The 14,630-nt window shown below is 32.3% G+C and carries 10 protein-coding genes; 5 read left to right on the forward strand and 5 right to left on the reverse strand.

The genetic code is table 11. The annotated features are described in order from the left end of the window. Positions 1-56: 56 nt before the first annotated feature. From ACOQOS_RS03155 to ACOQOS_RS03165, 3 genes are all read left to right on the forward strand, one after another. Positions 57-1,007: a peptidoglycan DD-metalloendopeptidase family protein gene (locus ACOQOS_RS03155; RefSeq protein WP_420573511.1), complete on the forward strand. Its 951-nt coding sequence runs from the start codon at positions 57-59 to the stop codon at positions 1,005-1,007. A gap of 146 nt (positions 1,008-1,153) precedes the next feature. Further along, the gene (locus ACOQOS_RS03160; RefSeq protein WP_420573512.1) at positions 1,154-2,029 is read left to right on the forward strand and encodes a LytR/AlgR family response regulator transcription factor; all 876 of its coding nucleotides are present in this window, start codon (positions 1,154-1,156) and stop codon (positions 2,027-2,029) included. 216 nt (positions 2,030-2,245) lie between these two features. Next, positions 2,246-3,355, forward strand: a complete 1,110-nt coding sequence (locus ACOQOS_RS03165; protein WP_420573513.1) for an acyltransferase family protein — start codon at positions 2,246-2,248, stop codon at positions 3,353-3,355. On the opposite strand, the gene ACOQOS_RS03170 is transcribed toward ACOQOS_RS03165, so the two are convergent. From ACOQOS_RS03170 to ACOQOS_RS03185, 4 genes are all read right to left on the reverse strand, one after another. Then, the gene (locus ACOQOS_RS03170; protein ID WP_420573514.1) at positions 3,352-5,178 is read right to left on the reverse strand and encodes an ankyrin repeat domain-containing protein; all 1,827 of its coding nucleotides are present in this window, start codon (positions 5,176-5,178) and stop codon (positions 3,352-3,354) included. The two genes, ACOQOS_RS03165 and ACOQOS_RS03170, sit on opposite strands and share 4 nt — an antisense overlap. Before the next feature lie 205 nt (positions 5,179-5,383). Then, the gene (locus tag ACOQOS_RS03175; RefSeq protein ID WP_420573515.1) at positions 5,384-7,468 is read right to left on the reverse strand and encodes a DUF2306 domain-containing protein; all 2,085 of its coding nucleotides are present in this window, start codon (positions 7,466-7,468) and stop codon (positions 5,384-5,386) included. A 147-nt stretch (positions 7,469-7,615) separates the two neighbouring features. After that, entirely contained in the window at positions 7,616-8,356 is a 741-nt protein-coding gene (locus tag ACOQOS_RS03180) for a LytTR family transcriptional regulator DNA-binding domain-containing protein (RefSeq protein WP_420573516.1), read from the reverse strand. Positions 8,357-8,515: 159 nt separating this feature from the next. Beyond that, positions 8,516-9,151, reverse strand: a complete 636-nt coding sequence (locus tag ACOQOS_RS03185) for a peroxiredoxin-like family protein (protein WP_420573517.1) — start codon at positions 9,149-9,151, stop codon at positions 8,516-8,518. Between the two features lie 205 nt (positions 9,152-9,356). Here ACOQOS_RS03185 and ACOQOS_RS03190 point away from each other — a divergent pair, with 205 nt between their 5' ends. Together ACOQOS_RS03190 and ACOQOS_RS03195 are read left to right on the forward strand one after the other, a co-directional pair. Then, positions 9,357-11,867 (forward strand): VPS10 domain-containing protein, encoded by a 2,511-nt coding sequence (locus ACOQOS_RS03190; RefSeq protein WP_420573518.1) that lies wholly within the window; start codon positions 9,357-9,359, stop codon positions 11,865-11,867. 50 nt (positions 11,868-11,917) lie between these two features. Further along, a complete protein-coding gene (locus ACOQOS_RS03195; RefSeq protein ID WP_420573519.1) occupies positions 11,918-12,283 on the forward strand; it encodes a hypothetical protein in 366 nt (121 codons plus the stop codon). 86 nt (positions 12,284-12,369) lie between these two features. Here ACOQOS_RS03195 and ACOQOS_RS03200 read toward each other — a convergent pair whose 3' ends face one another. Continuing rightward, positions 12,370-14,346, reverse strand: coding sequence for an alpha-ketoacid dehydrogenase subunit alpha/beta (locus ACOQOS_RS03200; protein ID WP_420575125.1), 1,977 nt, complete (start codon positions 14,344-14,346; stop codon positions 12,370-12,372). Positions 14,347-14,630 lie beyond the last annotated feature (284 nt).

Raw genomic sequence — 14,630 nt, forward strand, 5'->3', positions numbered from 1 at the left:
TATACTTGCATCCCTAAAACACCTAATTACGTAAAACTAAATTGAAGTACTACCACATGAAATCATTTTATTTGATCGTTTGCGCGTTCTGTATTACTATTGCTGCGCACAGTCAGACGAAAGACAGTTTATCTATTGACAAAGAAGTTCCACAAAAAACAGATACTACAGGAGTTGATACACATTTTCCTATTCTCTCACTCGCTTTGCAAACGTTTAAAGCTATTGAAGTTACACCTAAAAAAACACAAAAAGATTGGATTGCTGAGCATTGGAATACCAAAGTATTCAATCCGTATAAAAACATCAGAAAACAATATCCATTACAAATTAAGTTTGACGACAGTACGTATGCATCACCAATTACACGTAAAAAAGTGGTAACATCTCGTTATGGTTGGCGAAACCGAAGAGCACATAATGGAATTGATATTGATTTGATTACTGGTGACAAGGTAATGTCTATGTTTGATGGTGTCGTTAGATATGTAAATAGACATTCTGGACACGGAAAAATAGTTGTTGTACGCCATTTTAACGGACTAGAAACTGTGTATGCACATTTATCTCGCCAATCGGTAAAAGTGAATGATACGGTAAAAAAAGGACAAATAATTGGCCGTGGCGGTACTACTGGAAATGCGCGTGGAAGTCATTTGCACTTAGAAATTAGATTTCAAGGAATTCCTATTCATCCAGAATATTTGTTTGATTTTTCAGATGAAAACAATCTTGTGAGAAGCAATGAAATTTGGGTTACACGAAGATGGACAGCGGCCTATAGACATAATTCGAAGCGAAAATCGAACATAAAAGTCTTAACTACAGAAGAAGAAGCTATTGCAAGTAAAGCTGATGAAACGAAAGTTTATACGGTACGTCGTGGCGATACTTTATCTAGAATTTCTAACAAATACAATGTTTCCATTGCTACGTTGTGTAAAGACAATTCTTTGAGAAGAACTTCTACGTTACGAATTGGACAAAAAATCATTGTAAAACAATAGAAATCGTTTATTATATAATGAATTCATATTCAGTTCTGTGTAAAATAATTTAATATTGGCACTTCGATTTCAGAACAGAATCAAATTAAAAAAATGAAATATGAAAGCAATCTTTTTTATTACATTTAGCCATTAATTTTATTCGCTTGTTTTTAAAAGTTGTTATTAAATATCTTAAAGAGCCGTATCCATATATTTACGGAAACAGAAAGCAATTGCTCAGTATTTTAGCAGTTATTTCAGTGCTAAGCTTTATTTTTTCTTATGCTTTTGAACCTTTTGAAATCAATGCTTTAGAGCATAAAATGTCTTATTTTTGGATTGTACTCTTGCATGCAACATTGCCAATCCCTATTGCGTTGCTGTATTTTACATTACTTAATTTGTTTGTAAAAGATGATTCGCGCTGGACGTTGGGTAAAGAAGTCTTTCATTTGAGTTTGCTATTGATTTTAATTGGAATTGGTAGTTTTTTGATTCGTGATATTATTTATGACAAGCCAGATAATTGGTCTTTACGCTATTTATATGAAGAAGTTCGTAATTCCTTTTTTGTCGGTATTCTGTTACTAGCCATCGTATTGCCTTTAAATTTACAACGTCTTATACAGAAACACAGCAAAAGTCTTGAAAAACTAAAGCTTCAAACTCCTAGCAAAAACAATGATTCACATATAATTAAGGTAGCATCTGGAAATGAAATGTATCAATTTGATGTGCAAAAATTTCTATTTGCTAAAGTAGAAAGTAATTATACCGAAATCTATATTCATGAAGATTCTCAAGTGAAAAAAGCACTATTTCGCATTACGTTAAAAGAATTAGAAACACAGCTTAAAGATTTTTCAAATATCTACAAAACACATCGTTCCTATTTGGTGAATTTAAACAAGATTACCGCTTGCACTGGAAACGCTCAAGGATATCAATTGTCTTTAAAAGATTATAAAAAAACTGTTCCAGTTTCGCGTTCTAAACTGAAAGCGTTTAATGAATACTTTTCACATATAAATAAATCTTAAAGGCTAGGTCTTTGCGAAAGTTTTGAAAAACTTGTGATAATTTGTTACTGTTAAACAATAGTAATATGCTTTAATAATAAGTTACTTCCTTAAAACTCCTTGTAATTGTGAATCATAGTGCATGCATTTCGTCACAAAACCTTGTAAATAGTCACTTTCAAAAGCATTGTATTAAAATCTACCCTACGTTTGTTCTATCAAAAAAACGAACGATTTATGACTCCAAAAACACGTAGATACGATTTAGATTGGTTACGCGTTATCGCAATTTTAGCTGTATATTTTCATCATATAGGAATGCCTTTTAATGGTGATGATTTTCATATTATGAATACTGAATCGAGTAAATTATTAGACGATATTATGGTATTTTTTGAGCAGTTTCGATTGCCTTTGTTATTTCTAATTTCTGGAACCGGAACCATTTTCGCTTTTTCTAAGAGAACTTGGATTCAGTTTACTAGAGAACGTGCAATTCGATTGCTCATTCCGTTGTTTTTTGGAGTTTTGTTTATTGTTCCACCACAAACTTTCTTTGATCGAGAAACTACATATACTTCGTATTGGGAAATCTATACAAATGCTGATTTTGACGTGAATCATTTGTGGTTTATTGAAAACCTATTTTGGATGTCCTTATCTTTAATTCCGTTTATTTTGTTTTTAAGATCTTCGAAATCAACAAGGTTTTTACACTATTTTGAACGTTTGACAGCCAAAAAACTAGGCTTGTTTTCATTAGCGATTCCGTTGATTGTTATTTTAATTATTTCAAAAAAGTATTTTCCGAGCGATAGTAAAAGCTTGTTCAATCTTTCTTCCACCTTGTATTTTAATTTCTTTTTTATGCTGGGAATGTTGTTCGCTTCCGCAGAAACGACTTGGTTACACTTGAAGCAGTATCGTAAATTGAATACAATTTTATGTATCCTGAGTTCTATTATTTTTTATGTGTATTATTTGATGCCGCATTCATTGCTTCTACCCTATTTTTCGACAGCTTTCCTTTGGAATTTGTGGTATGTAGTGTGTGGTTTAGTCGGTTGGAGTTTTGTGATTTCGTTATTAGGATATGCGCAAATCTGGTTCAATAGAAAAAGTACATTGCTCAAGAAACTCAACGAAGCTATTTATCCGTTTTATATTTTACATCAAACAGTGATTATCGTTTTTGGATATTACATCATTCAGCTAGACGTAAACATTCCAATAAAAATAATTTTACTACTCATCACAAGCTTTCCCGTAATTGTATTGATATACAGGTTTTTAATTTATCCATTTAAGATGACTCGTGTATTATTTGGCATGAAATCAAAGAATTAATCTGTTGTTTTTACTCGATTGTACGTTTCTAAAATAGCTGCATTATTAATTTTCTGTACATATTCCAAAAATGTATGTTCGTTATAATGCCTAAAACCCATTTCGAGTAAGGAAATAATCATTTTTTCTTCGTATTTCTTGAGTTTTCTATTTTTTACACCGCTGATAAAATCAGATAATATGCTGGCTGAAGTGATGTTGTAACCTTTCTTGTGAAGCAATTGAAGCTTTTGAAAAGCAACATCCTTAATATCTTTAGAAAAGCCTTTATTTGATAAACGAAGTCCAATTCTATGTAAAACATTGCTCAAATGTGTTTCAACATCAACGCCCAACTTTATCAATTCATTAAACATAACAAACGGACCGTATTCTGCACTGTCAAAAATACAGGAATAGTTTCGCTCATCGATAACATTGATATCTACGCCTAATGAAACCAGAAAATTAAGTATATCTATTCGATCTTTATATACTACACGATTCAAAATAGTTTTTCCATCGTATAATGCATGTAATTCTTCTTTATTTGCGCCATTGTCTAGTAAAAACTGAAGTGTTTCTACCGTACTTTCATTTCCTTGAATCGCTAAAACAAGCGCACTATTTCCATTTTTATCTTTATAGTTACTATCATGTCCTTTTTCAACAAGATCTTTTACAAGCCATAATCTGCCATTATATGCTGCACTTTGTAATAAAGATTGTTTTTCGTGCATGCGAAGACTCTCAATGTCTGCTCCGTGTTCTAATAATAATTTTATAATTTGATCACCAAATTCTTCTTTACGTCTGTAACACGCTTGATGAATTAAAGGTCTAAAATCATCTGCATTTGGATTTGCTCCATGTGCTAATAATAATGCAATCATTTCTACATGAACTGGATCAATAGTTCCGTAAGCATCTATGATTTCAGCTAATAAACTATCACCTCTTTTATCTTTTAAACTGTCTGGATGTGTTCCTGTTTCTAAAATACTTTTTATAGTTTCAAGATCTTTATTTTTAAAAGCTTCAAAAGCTTGTTCACTATCATCTGATTTATTTTTGGCAATACGTTCTTTTTCCTGTTTTTCCCGTATTTCTTCTTCTAAATAATACGGTGTGTCATAGTTTTTATATACTAATTGATAGCCTTTATTTTCTTTGCTAGCTACCCATTCTTCACCAAGTTTAGGTATTTTGGTATAGTATACAGACATGCCTTTCATAGGTTTTCTAATGCCTTTTTCTCCTAATTCTCCTTCATGATAAACCCATTTTCCGCCAAGCGAATTGTATAATGCTATATATACTGGCGGTTTCACAGTGTTATTCTCTAAATACCAAAAAGGACTTCCGCTAGCACTTGTTGATTTCCATTGCATTCCTTCAGAAATATGTTCAATAAGTTTGGCATCTTTTACAGTAATGAATACATCTGATTGCATAAGTTCGCTGTATTCTGACAAATCTGAGTTTTCATCAAAAGGAATATGATATCCAGATTCCCACAATTCTCTTTTGTACTCTGTTTGAATGAAATTATCAACCAATACAGAAGCAATTAATTGATTCGCAATAAATAAGCTATTCTTTTTGATGGTCAGCTTCGCAAAATCTGGATTCAGTGTCGTCAATAAATCTTCTGGTGTATTTGGTGCATTCAAAATAGTAACTAGACCAAACATGTGCGAACGTGGCGTATTCGTAAAGTGTTGACTTAATAAATATACATGCAGTTTTAGTTGATTTTCTTCCTTACTTTTTACTGTAACTCCTAAATGATAATCTCCAGGATTTTGTGAACGTGATTCAAAATGTAAATGCTGTATATCCATAAATTAATGCTGACTTTATTACTCGTTTTTTGTGAGCAAACAAGCTACAAGTTTCTTTAGTATTATCAAAGTTTAGAAGTTATTTTTCTAGAAACAAAAAGAACAATAAATTGCAGACAACTTATTGTTCTTTTCAGAAGATTTATGTGTAGTCAACTACTTTGAGATAAACATCAGAGTAGTTAAATCTCTATTAATGAGAAACTTATTCTTTTTTGAGTGTTATTATCGCTTTTTTAGCAATTTCATCTCTAGGATCCATTTCTAAAGATTTTTTATATTGTTGAATAGCTTCTTCTTTTCTATTTAATTTAGACAAACAATTCCCTAAATAATTATAAGTTCTACTCGTGTATACACCTTTAGGATATAATTGTAAGTTCAATTCATGAAACTTAATAGCTTCTTTGTAATTGCCTTTGTTTGCAAGTAATTGCCCATATTCATTAATTAAACGTTCAGAAATAGCGTATTCAGAATCGGTATTATATTCAGCCTTAATAAAAGTTATAATTTCATCTGTTGATTTGTCTTTACTTAACGATTCAATACTTTTTCTATTGAGCATTAAATTCCGTAAAACCCACCAATACGTACGATCGTTTGTTGCTGTTCTATTTGTGAAATTAAAAAGTGTTGCTATGTCGACAGTCGTTTTATGTACAACAACTACTTCTCGTTTCGGAATGACAGTAATGTATTGTCCAAACGCACCAGTTGCAGAATATGCTCCTTCAAAATCTGGATTGTCATAAAATCGATCGAAAATCCACCACATATATCCGTACGATTGCTCTAACGGACTAGAAACATCTCTGTAATAACGCTTGTTTACAGTATCTTTTGATGTAACTGTAGTTGTCGTTTTTGCAAGCCAGTCTTTATTAATTAATTGTTTTCCATTCCAGTTTCCTTCTTGAAGCATTAATTGTCCAATTTTTGCCATATCTCTTGTAGAAAGATGCATGTGATACGCTGAATATTTGGAGTTTTTCTCATTAGTGGTTCTAAATTGATTGTCAATATTCCAATCCTGAAAACCTAACGGAATTGCCAATTGTTGCGCTAATTCTTCGTATACTGTATTTCCTGTTTTTTCCTCAAGAATATGACCAGCAAGGTTAAAATCCCAATTATTATACAAAAAGTATGTTCCTGGAGATACACTTCCTCTTTTTAAAACATTTTTTTTATCGTATCCTTCATTTGCTGTGTTGTGAAATACTCCTGATCGTGCTGTAATAATATGATCAATTGTCGCTTGCTTTTCAATAGGTAGCAATCCGCCAACATCGTCAATTCCCATATCTCCAATAGTTTGATTCAAATCTATAGTTCCATCGGTCACATATTTACCATACAACATTGATAATATACTTTTACGAACGGAAGCATTGTAACTAATTTCAGATATGTCTCCATATTCAAAGACTATTTTTCCACGCTCTAACACAACCATACTTGTTGTGTTAGCTTCTTCTTTTAAATAATTCTCTATTTCTTTTAGTTTTTCTGGTGTAAAACTTGAATTATGCAGCGTCGTATTTTTTTCAAAATCAGTTCCTTTAAAACTAGCACTTTTATACAGCCAAGTTTGCGGACTCATGTATGATAGAATAAACATTGCACCTACTAAAATGCCAATTCCAATAAAAACTTTTTGAAGTCTGTAGGTTCTGTAAATATTTTTGAGTTGCTCTTTTTTATGAAAATACAAATAGACAGCCAATACACTTGGAATCCAACTCATCCAAACAGAAATTCCATATGCTGTTTTAAAGCTGAAAAACATCATTAGTGGTGGCAATACTAAGCGTAACATAACAGCAGCAAAAGTTCCAGCATAACTATATGCCATAAACTCTTGATGTTTGGCTACATTTCCTTTTCGTATGTAACGATATGCTAAATACGTAAATAATACCCAAATTAATGCGCCAAAAATAAAACCGACTTTAGATACAATTCCGCCTTTTACATAGAAGCCAATAAAAAAGCCTACAGATCCGCCAATAAGAACCGAAATCACATAAATTTTACCAATAATTCGATGTAGTTTCATAAATTTCTTCCGAAACTTCTGAATAAATTGTGACCAACCAACAAGTAAAGCGATTCCTCCAAATGTAATATGTATGTAAAAACAAATCATATACATATTAGAGTTAAGTACTTCTAAGGATTTTGTGGCGAGCAACCCAATGGGTTCTTCTGCTAGAAAATATTTAATAGGTTCTACACTAATGTAAAGACATAAGACTACGAAAATAAGCCATGCTAATTTTTTCATTTTTGATTATTTTTTTGATTGATGAATACCAAAAATAGAATCAAAAGAGTTTTTTTGAATGTGTTGTGTGAACGAAGGTATAAAAACGTGTATTTTAGGTGAAAATGAGGCGTTTTGGTATAAAAGAGCTGTTTTTAGGTATAAAAACTAGAGTGCTAAAACGTGTTCTTTATAGTTTTTTGATACTGGAAATTCCATTTGTGTTAGTAAAATGGTTGAAGAATCTTTCCATGATTTAAAATGCGTTGGATTGATTAAATGTGAACGATGTATTTGAATTAAAAAGTCAAAGTTAGTGTGTATTTTTTTTAAGGAACTTCTAATTAATTTTGACTTGAGTTTTCCTGAATCAAGATAGAAAATCTCTACATAATTTTGGGAATTTGAAACACCTATTAAATCAGATTGTTTGATTTTTAAAATATCAAGTTTGTTCTCTCCTTTTATGGTAATTGAATCATCTTTTGCAGGAATCAATTTGATAGCATAAGTTCTCACTAAAATTATAATTGGTGTAATGATCAAAGAACTTATTAAGATAATTTCTGTGACAAACTTAGGAAAGCCGTAAACTCCTTTAATAATTGAGCTTTTATAATAAAGATAGGTAGTAATCGCATAAATGATATAAAAAACAAAGAGTGTCAATATTTCAAGTCCAATACTCCATTTTGTAACTGTTTCGTATATTATTTTTTGAAGAAAACTAATAATTCCATAACATAAAAACGCAATTAAACTAAAGCCTACACTTACTTTAATCCAAACTTGCAAGTCCATTCTTCCATGTTCAAAAGGGCGAATAAAAAAAGCAAAAAGAAAGATCCAAACACTAATAAACAAACCAATGAGTATGTGATGCTTTATCGATGGATTCAATTGTTTCATGTCACAAAAATAATAATGTTATAAAAATAGACACTCATTTTATACAATTGTTACATAAATAATACGTTTTCTTTCACTGAAAATGATCAGTAGTAAGAAATGTTTTTTGTCTTTCAGAAATAAAAAAACCGTTAATTAAAACGGTTTTTTCAAATGATTTTATAAAGCTTCTAAAATAGCTTTCGGATCGGCTCTTAATTTGTAATCTTCCTCTAAAAAGTGATATGAAATAGTTCCATCTTGTTCCACAACATACGTTGCAGCAATTGGTAGTTCAAAATTTGTATTTCCTTGATTACCTTCTATATCAATACCAAATTTCTTATACAATTCCTGTAAATCTGTAGGCATTTCATAAACTAGATTCATATTTCTAGCAACTTTCATGTCTATATCAGATAAAACTTCAAAAGTCAATTCGTTTTTTTCTTTTGTCGTTAGAGAATTATCTGGTGTTTCTGGTCCAATTACTACAAGTTTAGCACCTTTGGCTTCAAACTCAGGAATAGCTTGTTGCAATGCTCGCAATTGAATATTGCAATATGGACACCAATTTCCTCTGTAAAAAGCAATAATTACTTTATGTTCTTTTAAAATGTCATACACATTAACTTCAGTATTTAAAGCATTATTTAGGATAATTTCTGGAAGTTTAGCTCCTGTTTTATATGCCTGTGCAATCATTTGCGAAGCTACCAAATCATCTATTGCTTTTTTCATAACAACTTGTGCTTCTCCTGGATGACGTTGTGCGCTTTCATCCGCATATTTTTTTAATTCTGCTGTTAAACTCATTATATCTTTTTTTATGCTTTAGACAGGAAAAAAAATTAAAAATTACACATTCTTTAAAATAATTCACAATTAACTAATAATGAGATTGCTAAATTTGGCACTTAAAAGTATTTTATAAATAATTATGTTAAAAAGTAGGGTGTTTTAAAAATAGACTGTTTTAAGTGCAAAGAAATTGTTAACCAACCGTAAACTAAAAAATTGCATGAAAAGGAACTACTACTTATCGCTTGTTGGAATCTTAGCTTTAGGATTTTCTGCGCAAGCGCAAAAGCAGAATTGGCGGACATCAACTCTTGATGAAAACAGTAACTATTTTGAAATTGTAGAACAGGAGAAACAAAGACTGAATCCGATCAGAAAAAATAACGATCGCAAAAGTAGAAAAGAAGTTAAACAATTTGAACGTTGGGCAGCTTTTTGGAAAGATCGTGTACTTCCAAATGGACGATTCATGTCTGCAGCACACACATCTAACATATGGAGATCAGAACAAGCACGCCATGAAGAAGAAGTAATAAATGGAAGAAGTGTTGCTACAGTAAATTGGTCGCTTTTAGGACCTACTACATTTCCTGTGTCTAATATTGGTTTTTATCCTGGGATGGGACGTATAAATGCAGTTGCTTTTAATGGTAATGATACAAATACAATGTATGTTGGTGCGCCAGGCGGTGGTGTTTGGAAAACTACTAACGGAGGAGCAAATTGGACAGCTCAAGGTGATGAGTTTCCAAATATGGGAATTTCTGATATTGTAATTAATCCAACAAATACAAACATCGTATACGCAGCAACAGGTGATGCTGATGGTTTCCAAAACAGATCTATTGGAGTATTAAAAACCACTGATGGCGGAACTACTTGGAATACCACAGGACTTTCTTTTACTTTAGGAGAAAACAATATTATTAGTAAATTATTAATTGATCCAAATAACCCTGATACAGTATTTGCTACAACGCTTAGCAGTATTAAAAGAACCACAAATGGAGGATTAAATTGGATTGATGTTGTTAATGAGAATAATGCAATTTTTAACGATATAGAATATGTACCAGGAAGTAACACAAACTTATATGCGACTTCAAGAACTGGACGTTTTTATGAATCAACAGATAATGGAGTTACTTGGGCAGAAGTTACAAGACCTGCGTTTAGTCGTTTAGATTTTGCAGTAACTCCTGCAAATCCAAACTTAATTTTAAGTATCGATAACGGAGGAAGAATTAGAAGATCTACAAATGCAGGTGTAAACTGGACTCAAATTTCTAGTATTCCTGGATATAGTTCACAAGGTGGATATAATGTAACCTTAGCAATTTCGCCGTTAAATGCTGACTTAGTGATTGCTGGTGGTGTCGACGGGTGGCGTTCTACAGATGGTGGAGTTACTTGGGAAAAATATCTTGACGGATATTGGACTGCTGGAAATCCTTATTTCTATGTGCATTCTGATCATCATGATATGAAATTTGTACCAGGAACAAATACTGCTATTTCTGTGAATGATGGTGGAATTTTTATGGGAGACGCATCTCTAGATACTCCTTGGGCAGATTTATCTTCAGGAATTGCAATTACGCAATACTATAATGTATCAGGAACTCCACAAAACGCAAACTTATTAATTGCTGGAGCGCAAGATAATGATATAGGGCAATATGACGGAACAGATTGGATTGGTAGAAACCCAGGAAGTGATGGTGTTGAAGGATTATGGGATTACTCAAATAGCGATATTGCTTGGACTTGTAGTCAAGCTGGAGCTATGTTTAGAACTACAAATGGTTTCGCTAGTTCACAATTTATAAGTACACCAGGAGGAGCTCCTTTTGTATGGGAATTAGAAATTCACCCAACAGATCCATCTACAATTTTTGGAGGATTTGGTGATATTTACAGATCTACAAATCGCGGAAGTAGTTGGACAAACTTAAACTCTGGTGTAGGAAGCATTGAATTCATCTCTATTGCACCATCTAATCCAAACGTAATTTATGTTTCTGGAGGAAATACTGTTCGTCTAACAGGAAATGGAGGAACAAGCTGGACAAATGTTGGCTTGCCACAAGGTGGAAATGTGAAAAGTATTGAAGTGCATCCAACGAATCCTTCTGAAGTATACATAGCGTATTCAGGATACCAAGCCGGAAAAGTTTATAAATCTACAAATGCTGGTGTTTCATGGACAGATATAACTGGAAGTTTACCAAATATTCCAACACACAAAATTGTATATAAAACAGGAACTACAGATGGAGAATTATTCTTAGCGACTGATTTAGGAGTGTATTACAGAACAGATTCTGAAGGTGATTGGGTACGTCTTGGACAAGGATTGCCAAATGTAATTGTAAACGATGTTGAAATTCACTACGCTACAGAAAAATTAAGAGCTGCTACTTTTGGTCGTGGTGTTTGGGAAGTAGCTATTGATGCAGCTTCACTATCTGTTAATGATAATGAGTTAGCTTCTTCAGCTGTTCAAGTATATCCAAATCCTACAGTAGATAAAAACTTTACAGTTAAACTAAATAACTTATCAGGAGATACAAATATCCTTGTATACAACGTGATTGGTTCAGTAGTAAAAGAAATAAAAACGACTTCTACGGAAGAAAAAGTAGATTTAACAGGCGTAAGCAGAGGTTTATACTTAGTTAAAATTACAAATGAAGGGAGAAGTCTAACAAAGAAAATTGTTGTTAATTAATGAAGCGGTTTTTGATATTACTCACATTGTGCATTCTAACACTCAATATAATGGCTTGTAATGAAGGTATTAAGCTGATATCTTCTAAAAAACAAACCATTGTACAAGGTATCAAATCAGCAAAACCGTACACTAACTATCTTTTTGAGATAACACTTGATAACACTGTCGATCTAACCATCGACAGTGTTACTATTTATGATTCAAAGCAATGTATGAAAGTGAATCATTATCTATCAAAAAACAAAACAAGCAACAAAGTAACCTTAACTGCGGCTGTAAAAGAAGGAAATTATACAGTATTAAAAAATTGCAATAGTACAGTAGATAAGGTACTAGTTCATTACAAAATCAATAGCAAAAGTGGGAAATTAAAAATAAGCACTTTTGAAGAAGAAACTGTAACAAGAAGATGATTGTTACACTATTCACTACTAAATATGCAAAAACCTGACATTAACATAATGTCAGGTTTTTTTTTATGAATTATAAAGATATGATTTTAGTAAGCTAAAACTTCTTTTAGAGCAGCTTCAAACTCATTCTTAGGTAGATATTGTTGTTCTAATCCTTGATCAAAAGGAATCGGAGTTTCCATACTTGCAATACGTTTTACAGGTCCGTCTAAATATTCGAAACAATTCTCCATAATCATTGCTGAAATATCACTAGAAATACTTCCAAATAGCGAATCTTCCTGTAAAATGATAGCTTTTCCTGTTTTCTTTACTGAATTGAAAATTGCTTCTGTGTCTAACGGTTGAAGCGAACGTAAATCGATCAAATCAGCGGCAATGTCTGGGTTTTTATTTAAAGTATCTAATGCCCAATGTACTGCAGAACCATAAGAAATAATTGTAATATCATTTCCTTCTTTTAATAAAGAAGCTTTTCCGAGTGGTAATGTGTAATAATCTGTTGGAACATCTTGGTATACGCTTCTGTATAAAGCCTTGTGTTCAAAGAATAACACAGGATTTGGATCATTAATAGCTGTTGCTAACAATCCTTTGGCATCATATGGAAACGCTGGATATACAACTTTTAAGCCTGGAGTTTTTGTAAACCAAGCTTCATTTGTTTGTGAATGAAAAGGTCCAGCTCCTACTCCAGCGCCACATGGCATACGAACCACAACATCTGCGTTCTGATTCCAGCGATAATGTGATTTTGCTAATAAATTTACAATTGGATTGAATCCACTAGATACAAAATCAGCAAACTGCATTTCCATTACAGCTTTCATTCCATTTACAGAAAGTCCGTAAGCTGCTGAAACAATCACAGACTCACAAATAGGTGTATTGCGAACACGTTCTTTTCCAAATTGATCAATGAATTCGTTAGTGATCTTAAAAACGCCACCATATTCAGCAACATCTTGTCCCATGATAATTAAATCATCATGCTTTTCCATTGATTGCTTTAATCCTTGAGAAATTGCATCTACAAAACGAATATTTTCTTTTATATCGATTGGATTAACTACCTCATTTGAAGTGTTTCTGTACACATCACTTAATTCTTTACTTTTAGTTGAATTTATTTTTTCTTCGTCAAAAGCAAGCTTTAAATTTTCATTAATTTCATTTGCAATTTCTGTCTTAAATGCCTCTTCAATTTCTAAGGTTAAAATTCCTTCTGAAGTTAAATAATTACGATATCTATCTAAAGGATCTTTTGCTGCCCAAGCATCCATTAATTCTTTTGGGACATATTTTGTTCCGCTAGCTTCTTCGTGACCACGCATACGGAATGTTTTAAATTCCAATAAAATTGGTCTTGGATTTTCTCGGATGCTATCTGCTAGTTCAGAAACTTTAGTATAAACTTCTAAAATATTGTTACCATCAATAATGTGCGACTCCATTCCGTAGCCTTTTCCTCTATCGGCCAAATTTTCACAATTATACTGTTCTGCCGTAGGTGTAGACAATCCGTAACCATTATTTTCAATGCAGAATAAAACAGGTAAACTCCACACTGAAGCTACATTTAAAGCTTCATGAAAATCTCCTTCACTCGTTCCACCTTCTCCTGTAAACACTGCACATGCATGCTTATTTTCTTTCAATTTGTTTGCCAAAGCAATTCCACTTGCCACACCTAATTGCGGGCCTAAATGTGAAATCATTCCAACAATATTAAATTCTTGCGTTCCAAAGTGAAAACTACGATCGCGTCCTTTTGTAAAACCATTTGCTTTCCCTTGCCATTGTGAAAACAAGCGGTACAAAGGAATTTCACGTGTTGTAAATACACCCAAATTCCTGTGCATTGGTAAGATGTATTCATCTTTTGTTAATGCAGAAGTGACACCAACAGCGATGGCTTCTTGCCCAATTCCGCCAAACCATTTTGAGATTTTTCCTTGACGTAGAAGAATTAACATCTTCTCCTCTATCATTCTCGGTTTGAGCATTTTTTTATATAATGAGATCAACGTATCGTTGGTCAAATTTCCTTTTTTGTATAACATTGGTTGTTGTGTAGTTGGCATTGATTGCGTTCCATTAATTATATATTCAAAAATCAAGAAAAAAAACGGTTCATCAAAGCACATTTACATAATTTTTGAAATTGTTAATAACTCTCTTTTTTCAACCGTATATTTTTAGCTACATTTGTAAAAACAAGCCTTTAACGGCTATAAAGTTATTAACAATTGGTTTTATGGAATTACACCTAAATTCATTCCACATCATTTGTTTCTTAAAAATTTAAACTTGAATTACATGAAACGAGCATGTAGAAAACGTTATT

The sequence above is a fragment of the Kordia sp. genome (genome assembly GCF_965224175.1).
In the GTDB taxonomy this organism is placed as follows: Bacteria; Bacteroidota; Bacteroidia; order Flavobacteriales; family Flavobacteriaceae; genus Kordia.

Coding starts and splice junctions, on each gene's coding strand:
- ACOQOS_RS03200 (WP_420575125.1), bottom strand. CDS start 14,346: ATGTTATACAAAAAAGGAAATTTGACCAACGATACGTTGATCTCATTA.
- ACOQOS_RS03195 (WP_420573519.1), top strand. CDS start 11,918: ATGGCTTGTAATGAAGGTATTAAGCTGATATCTTCTAAAAAACAAACC.
- ACOQOS_RS03185 (WP_420573517.1), bottom strand. CDS start 9,151: ATGAGTTTAACAGCAGAATTAAAAAAATATGCGGATGAAAGCGCACAA.
- ACOQOS_RS03180 (WP_420573516.1), bottom strand. CDS start 8,356: ATGAAACAATTGAATCCATCGATAAAGCATCACATACTCATTGGTTTG.
- ACOQOS_RS03175 (WP_420573515.1), bottom strand. CDS start 7,468: ATGAAAAAATTAGCATGGCTTATTTTCGTAGTCTTATGTCTTTACATT.
- ACOQOS_RS03155 (WP_420573511.1), top strand. CDS start 57: ATGAAATCATTTTATTTGATCGTTTGCGCGTTCTGTATTACTATTGCT.
- ACOQOS_RS03190 (WP_420573518.1), top strand. CDS start 9,357: ATGAAAAGGAACTACTACTTATCGCTTGTTGGAATCTTAGCTTTAGGA.
- ACOQOS_RS03165 (WP_420573513.1), top strand. CDS start 2,246: ATGACTCCAAAAACACGTAGATACGATTTAGATTGGTTACGCGTTATC.
- ACOQOS_RS03170 (WP_420573514.1), bottom strand. CDS start 5,178: ATGGATATACAGCATTTACATTTTGAATCACGTTCACAAAATCCTGGA.